The organism is Winkia sp. C0117E2, assembly GCF_056590455.1.
Genome location: NZ_JBWPWD010000004.1, coordinates 171,775 through 190,463, shown reverse-complemented (window position 1 = coordinate 190,463; position 18,689 = coordinate 171,775). Strand labels below are relative to the sequence as shown.

Genomic DNA, 18,689 nt, shown 5'->3' with positions numbered 1-18,689 from the left:
GCTCAAATGAATGCTATGGCACCTGGGGTAGCCACCGGTGCGGCCGCCTACGCGTGGCTGATGATCGCGCTCCCGCTAGTGAGCGCCGGAGTCCTGCTGCTCCTAGGACGGGCAAGCGACCGCTGGGGGCACTGGATTGGCGTAGTTGCCTCCTGGGCTTCTTTCGTCGTCGGATTGCTCGTCATCTTGCAGCTGTACGGCATGGAACCTGGTTCGAGGGCGTTGCGCACGCACCTGTTTGAATGGGCGGGCCTCGGCTCCGACCACGCGATCGATCTGGGACTGCTTCTCGATCCGCTCTCGATGACCTTCGTAATGCTGGTGACTTTCGTCGGCTCGCTTATCCATGTCTACGCAGTGGCGTACATGGAACACGATGCTGACAGGCGCCGGTTCTTCGCCTACTTGAACTTCTTCATCGCGGCCATGCTCACCCTGGTGCTGGCCGATTCCTACCTGCTGCTGTTCTTCGGTTGGGAAGGCGTAGGCCTTGCCTCCTACTTGCTGATCGGCTTCTGGAACCACGTGCCGGAAAACGCCACTGCTGCGAAGAAGGCATTCGTCATGAACCGTGTTGGCGACATGGGCCTGCTGCTGGCAATGATGGCGATGTTCAAGGTAACCAACTCCTTTGCCTACTCCGACGTGCTGGGGGCTGCGGCCGACGGCTCGATGGGGCGGCACTGGGCAACCATTATCGGAATCTTCCTATTGGTAGCTGCCTGTGGTAAATCCGCGCAGTTCCCGTTGCAAGCATGGCTTGGCGACGCAATGGCCGGTCCGACACCGGTGTCTGCACTGATCCACGCCGCCACCATGGTGACCGCGGGCGTCTACCTGATGGTACGCTCGGGCGGTATTTACTCTGCAGCTCCTACAGCGCAGCTGCTGGTGGCAATCGTCGGGGCAATCACGTTGCTGTTCGGCGCCATCGTCGGTTGTGCCAAGGACGACATGAAGAAGGTGCTGGCCGCATCTACCATGTCCCAGATCGGTTACATGATGCTGGCCGCCGGGCTCGGCCCGATTGGCTGGGCCTTCGCAATCTTGCACCTGGTTGGTCACGGCTTCTTCAAGGCGCTGATGTTCCTGGGAGCCGGCTCGATCATGCACGCAATGAACGAACAGGTGAACATGAGGCGCTTTGGTGCCCTGTCTAAGGTCATGAAGGTAACCTGGCTGACCTTCATGATGGGGTGGCTGGCGATCCTCGGCATCCCGCCATTCACCGGTTTCTTCACCAAGGATCCGATTATCGAATCCGCCTTCGTGCCGGAAGCATTCGGCACCACTGGCGCCTGGATCTTCGGCCTCATTGCGTTGATTGGCGCGGGAATCACCGCCTTCTACATGTCCAGGCTGTTCTTCATGACATTCCACGGCAAGGCCCGGTGGACTACCGTCAACGACGGTGGCCAGGTGCACCCGCACGAATCCGGTCCGCTCATGACTGTGCCGATGATCATCCTGGCAATTTTCGCAATCGGATTTGGTATAGCGGTTGCTCCGACCGGATTCTTCGCCAAGTGGCTGGAACCGGTTACCGGGCACCACGCGCACGGTGAACCGGTAATTCCGGCGCTGGCAATTACCATCTGCACACTGGCAGTAGTACTAATCGGAGCTGTTCTGGCCTGGGTCAGGTACGGGCGCAACTCCGTTCCCAAGATTGCTCCGGCCGCCAACCCGATGGTGGTGGCTGCCCGCAACGATCTGTACCAAGACTCGATCAACGAATCGCTGTTCATGCACCCGGGCATCGCCCTCACCAAGGGCGTCACTCTTGCCGACAAGGGTGGCATCGACGGCATCGTGGGCGGACTCGGCAAGGGCTCGCTCGGGCTTGGCAATTTCATCCGCAGAATCCAAAACGGCCACATCCGCTCTTACGCGGCTTACATCGCCTTCGGTGTGCTGCTCGCGCTTGTCGCTGTGTTCGGAACCAGGCTCTGAGGCGGTAGGTAAGATATGCAAGTTATAAACGCAACGTTCCCGCTACTTACTCTGTTAGTAGCAATCCCCGCGCTCGCAGCCCTGCTGCTGTGGCTGGTGCCCTCCTTGCGAAAGAGCGGCAGACTGATTGGTGTGCTCACCTCCGGTGTAGTACTTATCGGTGCCATAGCCGCAGCCGCCAGTTTCGACTTTGGCAAGTCGGGCGCATACCAGTGGGCAGAAACCTACTCCTGGATTCAACAGCTGGGCGTTTCTTGGGCACTGGGCGTAAATGGGCTCGGCCTGGTAATGGTCCTGCTGTCGGCCCTGCTCACCCTGCTGGTGATCCTCGCTTCCGGCAACGAAGGAGGCTTCTACAACTCCTCCGAATCCTCCGAGGGCGGATACATCGCCCTCATCCTGGCTACGGAAGCTTTCATGGTGCTGATATTCAGCGCTCGCGACGTGTTCCTGTTCTACCTGGCATTCGAGGCCATGCTGATCCCGGTCTACTTCATGATTGGTAGGTATGGTCGGGGCGGACGGGCCGCAGCCCTGAAGTTCCTGCTGTACTCGTTGGCAGGCGGATTGGTCATGCTAGCCGGCGTAATCGGCCTGTACGTGGTGGCTCCGAATGGGCGCGGTACCTTCCTTATCGAGAACCTGGCCGGACAGCTGCACACTAGTGCGGGTGTCGAGATGGCACTATTCTTGAGCTTCTTCGCCGCGTTTGCTGTGAAGGCTCCAATGGTTCCCGTCCACACCTGGCTACCCGATGCAGCAGAAGTGGCCCGCCCGGGCACCTCGACACTGCTAGTTGGCGTCCTGGACAAGATCGGTACCTTCGGAATGATCACCATGTGTCTGGCAATCTTCCCGGGAGCTTCTCACAGAGCAGCGCTACCGATCGTAATCGTTGCGGTCATCTCGGTGCTGTGGGGCGGAATTGCCGCGATCGGGCAAAAGGACCTGATGCGACTGATTTCCTTCACCTCGGTGTCCCACTTCGGGCTGATGGTTATGGCCATCTTCATTGGTAACCAGACCGCCTTAATCGGCGCCATGGTGTACATGGTCGCCCACGGCCTATCTATCGCGGGCATGTTCCTGATCTCGGGCTTCATGACCCAGCAGGCACACACCCAGAAGATCGCCGAATTTGGTGGGTTGCAGCGGATCACCCCCGTGCTCGCAGGCACGTGGCTGATCTCGGCCTTGGCCGCCATCGCGTTGCCCGGCCTATCGGGCTTCCCCGCAGAATTCATGGTCTTCGTAGGCACCTACAAGGTGCAGCCGGTGATTGCCTTCTTCGCAGTATTCGGCGTGATCTTGGCAGTGCTTTACGCGCTGATTCCATACCAGCGAATCTTCACCGGCCCGCCGAACCCGGAACGCAAATCCATGGTCGATCTGACCGGATCGCAAAAGTGCGTAGTCGGTGTTTTGATTGCCGCCATGCTCGTACTTGGGTTCTTCCCCAAGGGCGTTACCACCATGGTCGAACCCACTGCCTCCCAGGTTGTGCCTGCTCCAGTGCAGGTAGGCGCCGGGGCAGATACGGAAGGGAAGTAACATGCAAGCAACCCAGTTCAGTCAGTGGCTAATCTTGTCCCCGCTAATGGTGCTGTTGGCAGGGGCCATTGTTGGTGTGCTTATTGAAGCATTCGTTCCCGCCGGCGCAAGGCGCAAGGTGCAGGTGGTGTGGTCCGTGATCTCGGTCCTAGCGGCTGCAGTAGCCCTAACCATCGTCGGCATCGAAACCTACGGCAAGATGCCCCAGACGGTTGGCGCGGGCGAATACAACGCGGACGGGCTCACCTTCGGCGCCCAGGCCATCATGCTGATTATCGGCCTGCTTTCCATCTTGGTGATGGCCGATCAAACAGAGCACGGGGACGGCTCGTTCGCGGGCCAGCCCGCGGATGTACCCGGTTCCAGGGCAGAAGAGATGACCCAGCACCTTGGCTACCAGCGTTCCGAGATGTTCCCGCTAGCACTGTTCAGCCTCATTGGCCTAATGGTGTTCCCGGCAGCGAACTCGCTGCTCACCCTGTTCATTGCTCTTGAGGCATTCTCGCTGCCGTTCTACATCCTTTGTGCCACCGCAAGGCGCAGGAGGCGTATCAGCCAGGAATCGGCTATCAAGTACTTCGTCTTGGGAGCCTTCTCTTCAGGCTTCTTCCTGATGGGCGAAGCAATGCTCTTCGGCTACTCCGGCACCTTGACACTGAGCGACATTGCCAAGGCGGTCTCCTCTAAGGGAGGCAACCTTGACTGGCTACTTCTTGCCGGCGTAGTGCTGATGACGGTAGGCCTCCTATTCAAGGTCGGAGCGGCTCCGTTCCACGCCTGGACCCCAGACGTCTACCAGGGCGCGCCAACCCCAATCTCGGGATTCATGGCTGCCGGAGTGAAGGCAGCGGCGTTCCTGGCAATGGCACGCTTCTACTTCACTGTGGCAGGGCAGCTGGGATGGAACCTCGTGATCTTCATGTGGATTGTGGCAATCCTGACCATGTTCGTCGGCACCTTCTGGGGCCTGGTACAGGAAGACATCAAGCGGATGCTTGCCTTCTCGTCCATCGCTCACGCAGGCTTTATTTTGATCGCCGTGATTGCAATGGATAACCAGTCCACCTCGGCCATCATGTTCTACCTGCTGTCCTACGCGATCGCGACCGTTGGTGCCTTTGCCGCCATCACGCTCGTTCGCCAGACGGATGCCGAGGGCAACATCCTTGGCGAAGCTAACCAGATCGACGCGTGGGCCGGGCTGGGACGCAAGTCTCCGCTACTGGCAGGGTGCATGTTGGTGTTCCTGCTTTCGTTCGCAGGCATCCCGCTAACTGCCGGATTCATCGGTAAGTTCGTCCTGTTTGCAACCGGCTTGAGGGCCGGGCTGTGGCCACTCGTGGTAATCGCAGTTGCAGCATCCGCAATCACCGCCTTCTACTACTTCAACCTGGCCCGCACCATGTTCATGGACGAGCCAGCCAGCACTTCGAAGGCAGTGAAATCGCAGGGTATTACCATGCCAGTAGTGGTCATCTGTGCCATTTTGACCGTGCTACTTGGCGTTCTCCCCGCGCCGGTCCTGAATTTCCTGACAAATGCGACTATCTTCGTTCCGTGAGCCAAACTGCAGTAACACTAAAATCAGCTGACTTGCAGAGCGAATTAGAAGAAGCTCTGGAAGAGGTCGAGCGTCGCCTCCGCGATTCTGTCGTGGGGGCACGCGGCCTAGTTGACGACCTGACCGCACATCTGATGGCAGCCGGGGGCAAGCGCATGCGCCCGATGCTGGTACTCCTCTGCGCCCAACTAGGGTCGCCTTCGCGCCGCAGCGCGAACGACGTGCTAGACGCAGCAGTAGTGGTAGAGCTGACCCACCTGGCAACGCTGTACCACGACGATGTGATGGACTCGGCGCCCTCAAGAAGGGGAGCGCCTGCGGCACAGCGCATCTGGGGCAACAACCGCGCCATCCTGGCCGGAGACGTGCTCTTCTCCAGGGCATCGCGGCGAGTAGCGAAGCTCGGCCCCGAGGCAGTGGCACAACACGCCACTACCTTTGAGAGACTGTGCATGGGCCAGTTGAACGAAACCTTCGGTCCCGCCGAGGACGAGGACGCGGTTGCGTTCTATCTGCAAGTTCTTGCCGATAAGACCGGGTCACTAGTGGCCCAGTCTGCCCGCTACGGTGCGGAAATGAGTGGGGCAGGACCCGAGGTTGCCAACTATGTTGCCGAGTACGGCGAAAAGGTGGGCGTAGCCTTCCAGATAGCCGATGACGTGATTGATTTGGCCTCTGACCCGAAGACCTCTGGAAAGACGCCCGGTACCGATTTGCGCGAGGGCGTGGACACGCTGCCCACTCTGCTGTTGAAGGCCCAGGCTGCCAACGGTGAGATTGACGAGGCCGGAGAGCGCATTCTGCACCTGCTGGAGCAGGATCTGAGCGACGACGCCGCCCTCGCTGAAGTGGTGTCCGCGCTGCGTGAGCACCCCGTGCTGGAACAGACTCGGCAGATGGCCAGGGAATGGGCGGCCGAAGCAAAACAGATCCTGGACGCGCTTCCCAAATCTGATGCGCATGCAGCGCTGTGCGAGTTTGCCGATCTGCTAGTAGATCGCATGTCGTAGCAGGATAGCTAAACCCGTTAGACAGAGGCGCCGGCAACGGTGCCTCTGTCTGTTAAGCCTCAAATAGCTTCCTCGCCTTGGAATTCATATGTGAATCCCTATACTGGGCAGGGTATGAGTAAATCGAATCTTTCCCCCAGACTATTTACCCCATCGTTCATAGCCCTTACCTTTTCGTCATTCTGTGTAATGTCGACCATGTACTTCCTAATGGCTACGATGGTGGGCTACGCTGCCGCCGAATTTGGGGCAGGTTCCTCGGCTGCTGGACTAACGTCCGGCATTTTTATTTTTGGAGGCTGCTTCGGCCGCATCATTGCGGGTCGAGCCCTGGAGAGATTCGGCGAGCGCGGCCCTGCAGCCGTCTCCTTTGCCCTGTTCGTGCTGAGCGCCGGGGCATATTTTTTGGCGTCCTCGCTAATGTCTTTGCTGATAATTAGGCTGATCCACGGTGTTTGCTTCGGCGTCACCGCTACGATACTTGCCGGCGCTGCCATGCGCACTGTCCCGGCAGCAAGACGCGGCGAAGGTTCGGGCTGGTTTTCTACGGGAACCTCCCTTGCCACAGGTGTCGCCCCGTTCGTAGGGATGCTGCTAGCTAGTATGAAGAACGGGTACCAGATCCAATTCGCCGTATCCACGGGGATCGCTGCAGCCGCGACTATCTTGGCGCTGGGCTGCTGGAAACACCTTTCTGTAGCTGAGCCGCGCAACAAGGTTTCTACAGAGCACGGGATCAACAAGTGGGTAGCACCGAAGGCGCTGCCGATCGCACTGGTGATTTCCTGTTGCTCCGCTCCGTACGGTTTCCTGCTTTCCTTCCTGCAGCCGTATTCCGAGCAGCGCGGCCTGGAAGGGCCGGCCCGCTGGTATTTCGTGGTCTATGCGATCGTGATCCTGCTGTCGCGTCCTATAGGCGGAGTAATGCAAGACTGCCGTGGCGACGACGTGGTAATCATCCCCACCCTGGTGTGCTTTACCTGCGGCTACCTGCTATCTGCCAACGCTACCAGCGGGCTGACGTTGCTGATAGGAGCCGGGCTGCTGGGGCTGGGCTACGGCACCGGCATCTCGGCATGCCAAGCCACCGCGGTGGCAAAGACCGCCCAGCGGCGGGCGGGCATGGCAGTGTCTAGCTATTACCTGCTGGTCGACCTGGCTACGGGCGTCGGCCCCTTTATAATCGGTGGCCTGGTTAGCATACTGGGATACCACCTGACTTTCTCAGTTGCTGGCTTCCTCGCCCTCGTTGGCCTTGCCTTGTACCTAACATGGGCGCGAGGCATCCCAGATGCAAAAAACGTTCTCTAACCGGAAGAAAAGGTAAATGTCCGAGCAAGTTCGGCAAATCGACAAAACAGGCTACCTGGTAGGAATAGCCGCCTACATAATTTGGGGAATGTTCCCCTTGTATTTTATCTGGCTGGCGCAGGCCGATGCTGTAGAGGTCGTATTCTACAGGGCGGTCTGGGGCCTGGTTGCGGTGATGGCATTCCTAGCAGTTACCCGCAAGATGGGGGATTTGCGGAGGACCTTGCGAAATAAGAGGACGGTGCTCACCCTTGCAATTGCCGGTCTGCTGGTAGCAGGAAACTGGACCATCTACGTCTACGCGGTGAATTCCGGTAGAACCGTAGATGCCGCCCTCGGCTACTTCATCAACCCCATCATGACCGTGGCTCTGGGAATTATTGTGCTGCAGGAAAAGGTCTCGAAACTGCAGGGTGCGGCTATCGCCTGCGGCATGCTGTCCATCATCGTGATGGTCGTGGGCATGGGCTACCTACCGTGGATCGCCATTGCCCTGCCACTCTGCTTTGCCTTCTATTCGCTGGCCAAGAAACAGGTAGCTACCTCCGCCCCGCCGGTAGCAGGCATGGTTATAGAGACAGCCGCAATAGTGCCGCCACTGGGACTGTACGTGTGGTACCTGGCAGCGCAGAGCAAAGACGTATTCGCAAAGATTCACGCCGCTGGCGGGGGAGCGACCGAAGTGTGGATCATGATCGCCCTCCTGGCCGGTAGCGGCATCGTCACCATCGTGCCGCAAACCATGTTCGCGTGGGTATCTACCCGCCTGCCCTTAGGCGTGCTGGGGATGATCCAATATTTCTCGCCCGTCATGCAGCTGATCATTGGCGTGTTCATCTTCCATGAGCACATGCCGCTGGCCAGGTGGATCGGTACTGGAATCGTCTGGATTGCCCTGATCTTCCTAACTGCAGACATGATGGTGGCTTCCCGCCGCACCAACCGGATGCTGGCAGCAGCCACGCGGGGAACCGCTCCGGACACTAAAGGTGGGAAGGGCAATCTGGCGCACTGACCGGTAGGGTAGAGCGCGGGAGGAAAAATGGGTAGTTTTGGGCGCAGGCCGGCATTCATACTATTTTGCGTAGCGATAGGGCTGTTCCTACTCGCCAAAATCAGCCAGGCTTACATCAATCACACCCTGGCAGTTGTTTGTGGCGTCGCCGCCCTCGTTGCTGCCGTGGCAGGGTTGCTCATGGCGATCTTCTGGAGACCTCCCACCGATCCAGATCAACTGTGGTGGTCACGTCGTGGCTAAGCCCACTATTGGTACATTCGGCCCCATTAGTGCACTAAACTGACGAATTAGTGAAATAAGCAAGACATATCTATCGAAAGGCTCGTATGAGTGAGCGTCCGCTAAGCGTTGCTGTAATTGGCGCCGGCCCGGCCGGCATCTATGCCTCTGACATCCTGGCCAAGTCCGGGTTAGACGTACAGATCGACTTGTTTGAACGCCTTCCCGCCCCCTACGGGCTGGTTCGCTACGGGGTGGCTCCTGACCACCCGCGCATCAAGCAGATCATCCTGGCTCTGTTCCGGATTCTGCAGCGGGGAGACATTCGCATGTTCGCCAACGTCAACATTGGCGAGGACGTAACCGTGCAGGACCTGCAGGAACACTACGACGCGGTGATCATGGCTACCGGTTCTGACCGCGATCGCCCGCTGGATATTCCCGGCGTGGATCTGCCGCAGTCCTATGGTGCCGCAGATTTTGTGTCCTGGTATGACGGCAATCCGGATTACCCGCGCCAGTGGCCGCTTGAGGCCGAAGAGATCGCGGTCATCGGTGTTGGCAACGTCGCCCTCGACGTGGCTCGCGTGCTTGCCAAGCATGCCGAGGACATGCTGGTAACCGAGATCCCCGAAAATGTTTATGAGGGGCTGAAGAAGAACCCGGTCAAGACTGTGCACGTGTTTGGGCGGCGCGGTCCCGCGCAGGTGAAGTTCACTCCTTTGGAGCTGCGCGAGCTGGGCAAGCAGCCTGACGTGGACGTGATTGTTGACGAGAAGGACTTTGACTTCGACGAGGGCTCGCAGCAGCAGTTGAAGGCCTCTAACCAGGCCCGCCAGGTGGTAAAGACCCTTACTAACTACGCGATGACGGATCCATCGGAGCATACCGCTTCCAGGCGCATCCACATTCACCTGTTCGAAGCCCCCTCCGAGATTCTGGCGGACGAGGACGGCAACGTGAAGGCGTTCCGTACCGAACGTACCAAGTTGAACGGCGACGGCACGGTGTCGGGCACTGGCGAATTCACCGACTGGCCGGTCCAGGCCGTATACCGGGCAGTGGGCTACTTCTCTTCCCCGATCGAGGGGCTGCCCTTCGATCAGGTGCGCGGGATTATTCCGAACGTGGAAGGGCGCGTCATTGGAGCCGACGGGCAGGCGCTGCCGGGCATTTACGCTACCGGTTGGGTAAAGCGTGGCCCGGTTGGGCTGATCGGTTCCACCAAGTCGGATGCGCAACAGACCATCTCGCATCTTGTGGAAGATTTCAACGAGGGCAAGCTGCATGCCGGAGACGAGAAGGCGGTTGGCCATGACGCCATGGTGCACCTGCTCGAGGACCGCAATGTCCGCTTCACCACCTGGCAGGGCTGGGAGCTGCTGAACGCTTACGAGGAGCAGCTAGGCAAGGACTTTGGCGAAGTCGAGGGCGGCAGGGGAGCGCGTGAACGCGTCAAGGTCGTCTCTAGGGAAGCTATGACCCGCATTTCGCGCGATGAGCTCTCGAAGGACGAGGTGCTAGATCTGATCGGCGATATCGACAAGTAACACCAGATAGCGTAAAGAACAGGCCTGGGCAGTGACCCGGGCCTGTTCTGTTTTATCGGTAGTTCACGAACTGCAGTGCAACTTCAACGTCGGCTCCTTTTAGGAGCGCGATGGTTGCCTGGAGGTCGTCACGAGACTTCGAGGAAACGCGAAGCTCGTCACTTTGGATCTGGGCCTTTACGGATTTGGGGCCCTCGTCGCGGATTAGCTTTGACAGCTTCTTAGCAACGTCCTGGGGGATGCCTTCGCGAAGTGAGCCGGTGAGCCGGTAGATCTTTCCGGACGGTTTTGCTTCCTTGTCGCCAAAGTCGACTGCCTTGAGCGAGACGCCGCGGCGGAACAGCTTCGACTCTAGAATGTCGATGATCGCAGCTACTCGCTCGGCGGTATTTGCTTCCAGGGTGATCGTGTCCCCATTCAGCTTCACGAGGGCGTCCACGCCCCTAAAGTCGTAGCGGTTTGCCACCTCTTTTGCGCACTGGTTGACCGCGTTATCTACTTCCTGTCGGTCTACCTTTGAGACCACATCAAATGAGGACTGACCAGCCATAACTTCCTCCTAATCTAGCTGTAAGATAAGCCTAGTTTTGAACTGCAAATTACCCTTTTATTTCGACAGTGGCAACTGTCACGTCCTGGAGATTAGCGTTTAGGGGTTTAACTTTGCTATTCTTTCGGGGCACCGTTCGTTACGGCGCAAGCGTGAAAATCGCTTCGGCGGGTTACCAAAGCGGCCAAATGGACCTGACTGTAAATCAGATGGCTTTCGCCTTCGGGGGTTCGAATCCCTCACCCGCCACGGTCAGCAGCTAGCTGCTGATTTGTGTGACGAGCCTCGCAAGGCCCGGTCTTGCTCTTGCAAGGTTGGCAGGCTAAGCTTGTTCACTGTTGCCCCGATAGCTCAGGCGGTAGAGCGCATCCTTGGTAAGGATGAGGTCACGAGTTCAAATCTCGTTCGGGGCTCAGGTTCTTTTTAGAACCAGTGGCGAGGTAGCTCAGCCGGTCAGAGCGCACGACTCATAATCGTGAGGTCGGGAGTTCGAGTCTCCCCCTCGCTACTATAAAAGTTAGCCATCCGCTCCGGCGGTCAAGCGAAAAGAGGAATGAATCGTGGCAAGCAAGTCATCGGACGTGCGCCCTAAGATCACTCTGGCCTGCACGGAGTGTAAAGAGCGCAACTACATCACCAAGAAGAACCGTCGTAACACGCCGGATCGCCTAGAACTTTCCAAGTTCTGCCCGCGTTGCCGCAAGGCCACTACGCACCGCGAAACGCGCTAAGTAAAAAGCTTTTCAGAAACTCCTCGCCGATTCGGCGAGGAGTTTTTGCATTGGTGAGCAGGCGCCCATGGGGTGCGATGCTGCCGGTTTATCCCTGTAAGGTTGAAGCATGGAATTTGTTGATTCGTGTGGCCCCATCCCATCTGTTCAAGAAACGGAGCGCCCTGCTCCTGTGCCATGGTGCGCAGCTGGTAGGCAGAAGGCGGTTGAGGCGGGCAGTGCTGCCCTAGCAGACCTAACGACAATGGGCGTTGGCGGGCCTATCGCCGAACTGGTGGTCGCGGACACCGAAGAACAGATAATAGACACTGTGCAGGCGGCTGACGCTGCCGAACAGCCGTTGCTCGTTGTTGGGGGCGGTTCGAATATTGTTGCCGGCGATGAGCCCTTTGAGGGAGTTGTCCTGATTGATGATCGCCGTGGCATTACCGTGCCGGACGAATCTGCTTGCGGTGGTGCCACCGTTTCGGTGGTCGGCGGTCACCCGTGGGACGACTTTGTCTGCGAGGCCGTTTCGCGGGGTTGGGCTGGCGCAGAAGCCATGTCGGGCATCCCCGGCTCAGTAGGAGCAGCTCCAGTGCAAAATATTGGCGCCTACGGGGCAGAGGCAGCGGACATCCTGGCCTTGGTAACCGTGTGGGATCGTGCCCGCAGTGTCCGCCGGGTGCTGCCGCTAGCTGACCTAAAGTTGGGCTACCGTACTTCGGTGCTGAAGCGTTCCCTAACCGATCCTGAGGCCGGAGGAGGGCGCACCTGGGGCCCCACTGGCCGGTACGTGGTCTTAGAGGTGCAATTCCAGATGCAGCATGCCACCCGTTCCGCGCCGATCCGCTATGGCCAGCTTGCTGGACACCTGGGGGTCGAGGTCGGAGACCGGGTGCCGGCGATTCGCTTGCGGGAAGCAGTGCTGGAGTTGCGCCGTTCCAAGGGGATGGTGCTAGATCCTGCGGACCCGGATTCCGTAAGTGCAGGGTCGTTCTTTACCAACCCGATTATGTCTGCCGAGCAGGCGAAGACGCTGCCAGAAGAAGCGCCGCGTTTTGCTGTGCAGGACCATTCTTTGATTAGCCCTGTCAGCGGGCAGGGGCCAACTGTGGAAGGGCTGGTCAAGTCCTCGGCGGCTTGGCTCATTGACCACGCTGGAGTGGCGAAGGGAAGTGTAGCCCCCGGTTCTAATGGCAGGGCAGCTATCTCTAGCAAACACGTATTGGCCCTAACTAACCGCGGGGGCGCGACGGGAGCAGATATTGCCCGTCTCAGCGAGTACGTGCGCGACCAGGTCCGCAAGACCTACGGCGTTAACTTGGTGCCGGAACCGGTTGCTGTTGGAGTAGACCTGTAGTTTCAGCTGCGCGGGGTAGCGATGCCGGTGAGCACTTTCATGAGCATCGCCCTCGAATCCTCGGATGTTAGCAGGCGCATATGTCCCACAGCTTTTGAGACGAGGTTGTGGGCGCCAGCCAGCTTCGTGCGGGGCACGTGTTCGTCCCACCGGGCGCTGATGGTAGTGATGCGTTCATCTACCTGGGGGAGTCGCTGGCTTTGCCATTCTGCTTCGGCAGCGCTTGGCCGCAGGTCGGAGGTGTGGGAAGCCCTCCCAAGTATCCCGTTTGCCAGGGGACTGCCTTCGAAAGGTGTCCCAAGGGTGACCATGGCTTTTACGCGGTGCCCCTGCGGGCCTGCCATGACCCGCCTACCTACCAGGCCACCTTTAGAGTGAGCAACCAGCACCACGTCTTTAGCATCCCGCTCCTCTAACCGGTCCTCGACGATTTTGGCGAGCTCTGGTACGGGCCCCATCATGTTTCCCAGTCTGGGTAGCATCCTCACTCCGCCGCCGCGGGCCACAATGTCTTCCGCAATTGCGGACATGGCCATGGGCTGTTCCCACACGCCCGGAATCGTCCAGCATTCCAGCCCTGACAAGGGTCCGCGCAAAGGGATCTTGGAGGTGGTTTTGGCTACCTCGTCATCATCCGAAAAATCGGCTGCAATGGCCCTTGGCACGGCAATGAAGGCTCCCAGCGTGTAGTCGGTGATCATCTCGATTGCCTGGCGGAGCCGGTGCAGGGGTGGTAGTTCCCCGTCCTCGGTAATCTCGTATTCACCTACGCGCAGCTGGATCCAGGGCGAGGGCGAATCTGTGGCCCACTTGTCCGCCCTCTTCTTGACCTTTCCCAGTTGGGCAAGCTCGTCGGCAACTACGTCCGCATACTTGTAGATGACAGAGTGGGCTCCACCGGAGACCTCTACCAACCGAGTGCGTCCGTCCTGCCCCCGGGAAGTACACAGTTCTGCGAGCCACCTGCGCGGGGCAATGGAATCGTATTCGCCTCTAGAGATGACCAGGTCGCCCCTATATTCTTCGATTCGGTCCTCTATGGCGAAGTGCATCATGGCCGGCAGGGTCTCTAAGAACCAGGCCACCCCGCTGAGCAGGTAGGCGCGGGCAGCAATGAGGCCCAGTTTGATTGGCTCGTGAGCGCTGGACTGAAGGAAGCGCAGTGCCGCCTCGTGCAGAGACCGTTCGCGCGCATTGACCGGAGCCCCCTGAAGCATGACCCCATCGATCAGTGTCGGTTCGATGTGCGCCAGTTCCATAGCCACCTGCGCGCCCATCGAATGGCCCAGCACAATGACCTGCCCGGACAAGCGGCCCTCTTTAGCCAGAGTCGTAAGCGTCCGCGCGACCGTGCGCGCGAACGCCTTGATATTCATAGGTTCGTTCGGCTTGGGCAGACCACCAAATCCGGGAAGATCAAACAGGATCGCGTCCCCATACTTGGACAGCTCATGTGCAAGCGGCACAAAATACCTGGCAGACACGCCAATTCCGTGAATAAGCACGAAGGTAGGCAATCCCACCTTGCGTTCCTTAGCAGCAATTAGGTGGTAGCGGACGAATACTCCGTCGATGCGGCGCACAGAAACCATAGAGGTGCCCGCCTGCTCGTTGGCATGGTCTACTACCCACGAATCAAGTACTACTTTATGGCGACGCTTGCTTATCATTTTTCCAGCCTACCCAACTAATGCAGGCTGTAGCTAACTTCTTAGATAGTCGCGAGTCGGTAGCCCATCCCGCGGACGGTAACAATGCGCTTCGCACCGATCTTGCGGCGCAGATAGCGAACGTAGACGTCAATCACGTTGGAACCCGGGTCAAACCCGTAGCCCCACACCATTTCTAAGAGTTGACTGCGCGAAAGCACCTGGTCGGGGTGTTCCATGAATGCGCGCAGCATGGTGAATTCGCGTGAGGAGAGCTCCACCGGCTTGGAATCGACCACAGCCTGCCGCCGCCTGGTATCCAATTCCAGGTTGCCCACCTGAATAATGTGGGAAGGCTTATCCGAACCGCCCCCGGACTGCTTGATGCGCAGTTTGATGCGGGCCACCAGCTCCTCGAAGCGGAAAGGCTTCGGCATGTAGTCGTCTGCCCCGCCCTCGAGCCCAGCAACCGTATCTTCTACCGAGGAACGGGCGGTCAGAATGATTACGGGCATAGAGGCACCCTGCCCGCGGATCTGTTTGAGTACCTCGAAGCCGTCCATATCGGGCAGGCCGATGTCGAGGATGACCAGGTCGAATTCAGATTCCAGTACCTGCTCCACGGCAGCGCTGCCGGTTGCGGCGACTACGGCCTCCATGCCCTCTTCGGCAAGGCCCTGGGCGATGAAGGAAGAAATGCCTGCTTCATCTTCTACAACGAGTATTTTGCTCACTCGTCCTCGTTCCCTTCAATGTCGGCGGTTGACGTGTCGGTAGGCAATGCGATTGCAAAGACTGACCCGGCCCCTTCCCTGGAGCGAAGCTCAAGGAAGCCCCCGTGTGCAGTAGCAATAGCAGTTACGACGGCTAGCCCGAGCCCAGATCCTGGCCTCGACGAATCGGCTCGCATGTAGCGTTCGAAAACGCGGCTCTGCGAGTCTTCTGGGATGCCGATGCCATTATCACGGACCCAAAGTCGCATTATTCCACAATTTTCGTGCACATGTGTCGGCCAGGTGGGGTTTGCCCCGTTCTTGGAATTCGAACGCCTTATGACCTTAGTGGAGATTTCCTGGCCTGATTCATCCAAAAGTGGGGGGCAAGAGGAAGTGGTGAGACCGATTTCTATGGTGGAGCTGTCTTCGGAGTACTTCACCGCGTTCGATACCAGAGCCATCCATGCCTGCTGGATGCGTTGCCCGTCGCCGATGTAGACCAAGGGGGTGATTTCGCCAAGCTTCCACTTGCGTTTTCCGAGCACTTTGGCGCCCTGATAGACGTTCATAGCCAGGTCGAACATGTCTATTGGTTCGGATTTGAAATAGCCCGTCCGCCCGGCTGCGGCCATGGTGGTCACGTCGTTAGTCAGGCGCTCCATGCGGGATAGTTCTTCGAGGGCGAGCTCCTTCACCCGCTCGATCTGCGCCGGGTCGTGCGAATTCATAACTTGCAGGTGTCCCGAAACAACGGTGATGGGGGTACGCAATTCATGGCCCACGTCGTCCATCAGGTTGCGCTGCGATTCCAGCGAGGTCTCGAGTCGGTCAAGCATCTGGTTGAACGAGGAGGCCACGATGGACAGTTCGGTGGTTGAAGAGACGGGCATGCGCTGGGTCAGGTCGTCCTTGTCTGTTGCCTGCGAGACCTTCACCATCTGTTCCAGCGAACCCAGCATGACCCCGGCCATGATTCTGGTGCCGATATAGAGCAGGATGATCGAAAGAGCTGCGAAGCCACAGTACAACCAGAGGAATTTGAGGGATTCCCACAGGCGAGCGTTGCGGTCTTGGACCAGCACGAGGGCGCCGGGCTGGTCGCCTTTTACCTGCAGCGGCAGCACGGTAACTAGGTACTGGGTGCGAGTGGTCTTTACGACTTGCGTGGTGCCGCGCCGGGCGGGCAGGTAGTCGTGAAGAGCTGCCAGCAACTGTTTGTCGGTGTAGGCGGGGATACCCCATTTGCCTTGGTGAGCGTCCAAGGCGCCGTTGTAAAAGCCCAAGTAGGCAGAGTAGTCGAAGGGGTTTCGCCTAGAGAGGTAGCCGTAGACGGCATTGGAAGTGCCCGGGAATTTGGCGTCGTCTAGGAAGGTGTGGACTGATTCGCTGAAGGTGTCGGCGTTTTGGAATTCCCGCGAGGACGCGGTGGCCATAGCCGAAAGCATCAGGGTTAGCCCAAGAAATGCCACGCACACCGTTGCCACTGACACGGTCAGGGTGGTGATGCGGGAGCGGAAGTTACTTAGAGGGCGGGGAGGGCGCAGCGTGCGGGGCTTGTGGCTCACTTACTATTCCGCCCGGTCGATGACGATGATCTGGCCCTCGTCGCGCGGGTCAGGGTTGCGAATATCTGCGTAGGTGAATCCGAGTACGCACAGCGCGACCGTCACCAGGATGGTGGCGATCGCCGCTGCAGTGCGTACCCTCAAGAGTTTCCTTACTTAGTGCCGATCAGCTTTTGCACTCTAGAAATGCCTTCTACCAGGTCCTCGTCGCCGAGGGCGTAGGAGAAGCGCAGGTAGCCGGAGGGGCCAAAGGCTTCGCCGGGAACGGCGGCTACTTCAGCCTCGTGCAAAATAATCTGGGCGAGTTCGGCGGAGGTGTGGGCCACCTGGCCAGCAATCTCGCGACCCAACACGTCTTTAACGGAGGCGTAGACGTAGAAGGCTCCCTGCGGGGTGGGCACGGTGAAGCCGTCGATCTGGTTCAGCATCTTCACCATGGTGCGCCGGCGCCTATCAAATGCCTCCCGCATCTCTTCGACCGCGGTAAGTGGTCCAGAAACCGCTTCGAGGGCGGCGCGCTGAGCCACGTTGCACACGTTTGAGGTCAGGTGCGACTGCAGGTTGGCTGCGGCGGTGATTACATCCTTGGGGCCAATCATCCAGCCGACGCGCCATCCGGTCATCGCGTAGGTCTTGGCGACGCCGTTGATCACTACCGTTTGGTCGGCGAGCTCGGGCACCTCTTTTACGATGTGTGCCGGTTCGGCGCCGTCGTAGAGCAGGTGTTCGTAGATCTCGTCTGCGATTACCCATACTCCCTTTTCGAGCGCCCACTGGCCGATTTTACGCAGTTCGGCAGGAGTGTAGACAGCGCCGGTCGGGTTGGTTGGGCTACATATCAGTACGGCTTTGGTTTTGTCTGTCCGCTTTTCTTCCAGCTGGGCAACGGTGATCTTGAAGTTCTGCTCAGCATCTGCGAACACGGGAACAGTGACGCCCCCGGAAAGACTGATTACTTCGGGGTAGGTCGTCCAGTAGGGAGTGGGCATTAGCACTTCGTCGCCCGGGTCCAGCAGGGTGGCGAAGGTTTGGGTGACGGCCTGTTTGGCGCCGTTGGTGACTAGAACGTTTGCCGGGTCCACCTCGTATCCAGAGTCGCGCAAGGTCTTTTTCGCAATAGCTTCCCTGAGCTCTGGAAGGCCGCGGCCGGGCGAGTACTTGTGGTTTTCGGGATCCTTAGCGGCAGCCACAGCCGCTTCGACAATGTAGTCGGGGGTGGGGAAATCTGGTTCGCCAGCGCCGAAGCCGATGACGGGCTTGCCCTGGGCCTTTAGTTCTTTCGCCTTGTTAGATACTGCCAAGGTGGCAGAGGTGGCGATGGCGCCAATCCGTTTGGAGACGCGGGAGGTTACGTTTGCCATGTCCCTCATTCTGCCACGAATCTAATCTGTCCACCTGGTGCGCAATATTGGTCTTTGCGTTCTCAGTGAGAATATTTTGGGCAAAATTTACTTTTGCGCTGCCGCCTGGTAGGGGAAAGGTCACAGTTTACCGTAGGGATTTTGAATAGAGGCTACCACTCAGCTAGAGTAAACGAGCTAGTTAGTTACGTAAGGCTGACTAATAGGGCAGTGGCGCAATTGGTAGCGCACCGGTCTCCAAAACCGGCGGTTGTGGGTTCGAGTCCCTCCTGCCCTGCCACTCAGGCAGGTTCCCGGGTAAGCTGGGAGCAGTTGGAAAGTGAAAATCCGGCTCCCACCTGTATAGCGGAGTCGATACCAGTGAGGTGAACGTGGCCGAAACAGCTAAGGGGACCGAGCAGCAGAAGACGGGAATCTTCGCCCGTATTGCGCTGTTCCTTCGCCAGGTTATTGCAGAACTCAAGAAGGTTGTCTACCCCTCTCGCGAGGAGCTGTGGACGTACTTCCTGGTAGTAATCATCTTCGTCGTCTCGATTATGGCGTTCATTGCCCTGGTAGACTTCGGATTTTCCGCCCTCGTAAAGCTTATCTTTTAGCGTCTA

General features: G+C 58.6%; 17 protein-coding genes and 4 tRNA genes. 15 read left to right on the top strand and 6 right to left on the bottom strand.

The annotated features are described in order from the left end of the window. Window positions 1-6: 6 nt before the first annotated feature. From nuoL to AC1EKG_RS06945, 8 genes are all read left to right on the top strand, one after another. Entirely contained in the window at window positions 7-1,953 is a 1,947-nt protein-coding gene (gene nuoL / locus AC1EKG_RS06980) for an NADH-quinone oxidoreductase subunit L (protein ID WP_004807371.1), read from the top strand. A gap of 15 nt (window positions 1,954-1,968) precedes the next feature. Next, a complete protein-coding gene (locus AC1EKG_RS06975) occupies window positions 1,969-3,504 on the top strand; it encodes an NADH-quinone oxidoreductase subunit M (RefSeq protein ID WP_004807373.1) in 1,536 nt (511 codons plus the stop codon). Between the two features lies 1 nt (window position 3,505). Next, complete coding sequence (gene nuoN / locus AC1EKG_RS06970) at window positions 3,506-5,065, top strand: NADH-quinone oxidoreductase subunit NuoN (RefSeq protein ID WP_004807375.1); 1,560 nt, start codon at window positions 3,506-3,508, stop codon at window positions 5,063-5,065. Beyond that, complete coding sequence (locus AC1EKG_RS06965; RefSeq protein ID WP_004807377.1) at window positions 5,062-6,075, top strand: polyprenyl synthetase family protein; 1,014 nt, start codon at window positions 5,062-5,064, stop codon at window positions 6,073-6,075. The genes nuoN and AC1EKG_RS06965 overlap by 4 nt, the downstream gene beginning before the upstream one ends. A gap of 114 nt (window positions 6,076-6,189) precedes the next feature. After that, window positions 6,190-7,386 carry an MFS transporter gene (locus tag AC1EKG_RS06960; protein ID WP_082149271.1) on the top strand — a complete coding sequence of 399 codons (1,197 nt, stop codon included), beginning with the start codon at window positions 6,190-6,192 and terminating at the stop codon, window positions 7,384-7,386. Window positions 7,387-7,402: 16 nt separating this feature from the next. Continuing rightward, a complete protein-coding gene (gene rarD / locus AC1EKG_RS06955) occupies window positions 7,403-8,401 on the top strand; it encodes an EamA family transporter RarD (RefSeq protein WP_004807380.1) in 999 nt (332 codons plus the stop codon). Between the two features lie 27 nt (window positions 8,402-8,428). After that, on the top strand, window positions 8,429-8,644 hold the full coding sequence (locus AC1EKG_RS06950; RefSeq protein ID WP_004807382.1) for a hypothetical protein: 216 nt from the start codon (window positions 8,429-8,431) through the stop codon (window positions 8,642-8,644). A gap of 86 nt (window positions 8,645-8,730) precedes the next feature. After that, window positions 8,731-10,173, top strand: a complete 1,443-nt coding sequence (locus AC1EKG_RS06945) for an FAD-dependent oxidoreductase (RefSeq protein ID WP_004807383.1) — start codon at window positions 8,731-8,733, stop codon at window positions 10,171-10,173. 52 nt (window positions 10,174-10,225) lie between these two features. Here the strand turns inward: AC1EKG_RS06945 and AC1EKG_RS06940 are convergent, their stop codons facing one another. After that, a complete protein-coding gene (locus tag AC1EKG_RS06940) occupies window positions 10,226-10,723 on the bottom strand; it encodes a YajQ family cyclic di-GMP-binding protein (RefSeq protein ID WP_004807386.1) in 498 nt (165 codons plus the stop codon). Between the two features lie 166 nt (window positions 10,724-10,889). On the opposite strand from AC1EKG_RS06940, the gene AC1EKG_RS06935 reads away from it, so the two are divergent. The 5 genes from AC1EKG_RS06935 (at window position 10,890) to AC1EKG_RS06915 (ending at window position 12,796) form a co-directional block, all read left to right on the top strand. Beyond that, window positions 10,890-10,972 (top strand) — tRNA-Tyr (locus AC1EKG_RS06935). Between the two features lie 91 nt (window positions 10,973-11,063). Beyond that, window positions 11,064-11,136 (top strand) — tRNA-Thr (locus tag AC1EKG_RS06930). Window positions 11,137-11,157: 21 nt separating this feature from the next. Further along, a tRNA-Met gene (locus AC1EKG_RS06925) sits at window positions 11,158-11,231 on the top strand. A 52-nt stretch (window positions 11,232-11,283) separates the two neighbouring features. Next, entirely contained in the window at window positions 11,284-11,454 is a 171-nt protein-coding gene (gene rpmG / locus AC1EKG_RS06920; RefSeq protein WP_004807388.1) for a 50S ribosomal protein L33, read from the top strand. Between the two features lie 109 nt (window positions 11,455-11,563). Continuing rightward, entirely contained in the window at window positions 11,564-12,796 is a 1,233-nt protein-coding gene (locus tag AC1EKG_RS06915; protein WP_004807389.1) for a UDP-N-acetylmuramate dehydrogenase, read from the top strand. A gap of 2 nt (window positions 12,797-12,798) precedes the next feature. Here the strand turns inward: AC1EKG_RS06915 and AC1EKG_RS06910 are convergent, their stop codons facing one another. The 5 genes from AC1EKG_RS06910 to AC1EKG_RS06890 are packed head-to-tail and all read right to left on the bottom strand — an operon-like array spanning window position 12,799 to window position 18,087. Beyond that, the gene (locus AC1EKG_RS06910) at window positions 12,799-14,466 is read right to left on the bottom strand and encodes an alpha/beta hydrolase (protein WP_004807391.1); all 1,668 of its coding nucleotides are present in this window, start codon (window positions 14,464-14,466) and stop codon (window positions 12,799-12,801) included. A 41-nt stretch (window positions 14,467-14,507) separates the two neighbouring features. Continuing rightward, window positions 14,508-15,179 carry a response regulator transcription factor gene (locus tag AC1EKG_RS06905; protein WP_004807393.1) on the bottom strand — a complete coding sequence of 224 codons (672 nt, stop codon included), beginning with the start codon at window positions 15,177-15,179 and terminating at the stop codon, window positions 14,508-14,510. Then, window positions 15,176-16,726 carry a sensor histidine kinase gene (locus tag AC1EKG_RS06900; protein WP_004807395.1) on the bottom strand — a complete coding sequence of 517 codons (1,551 nt, stop codon included), beginning with the start codon at window positions 16,724-16,726 and terminating at the stop codon, window positions 15,176-15,178. Before AC1EKG_RS06900 ends, AC1EKG_RS06905 begins: the two co-directional genes overlap by 4 nt. Window positions 16,727-16,729: 3 nt before the next feature. Next, window positions 16,730-16,870: a hypothetical protein gene (locus AC1EKG_RS06895; protein ID WP_004807396.1), complete on the bottom strand. Its 141-nt coding sequence runs from the start codon at window positions 16,868-16,870 to the stop codon at window positions 16,730-16,732. Between the two features lie 8 nt (window positions 16,871-16,878). After that, a complete protein-coding gene (locus AC1EKG_RS06890) occupies window positions 16,879-18,087 on the bottom strand; it encodes a pyridoxal phosphate-dependent aminotransferase (protein ID WP_004807398.1) in 1,209 nt (402 codons plus the stop codon). Window positions 18,088-18,291: 204 nt separating this feature from the next. On the opposite strand from AC1EKG_RS06890, the gene AC1EKG_RS06885 reads away from it, so the two are divergent. Further along, window positions 18,292-18,367: transfer RNA gene (locus AC1EKG_RS06885), tRNA-Trp, on the top strand. Between the two features lie 91 nt (window positions 18,368-18,458). Further along, on the top strand, window positions 18,459-18,683 hold the full coding sequence (secE, locus tag AC1EKG_RS06880; RefSeq protein ID WP_004807399.1) for a preprotein translocase subunit SecE: 225 nt from the start codon (window positions 18,459-18,461) through the stop codon (window positions 18,681-18,683). The last annotated feature ends 6 nt before the right edge of the window (window positions 18,684-18,689 follow it).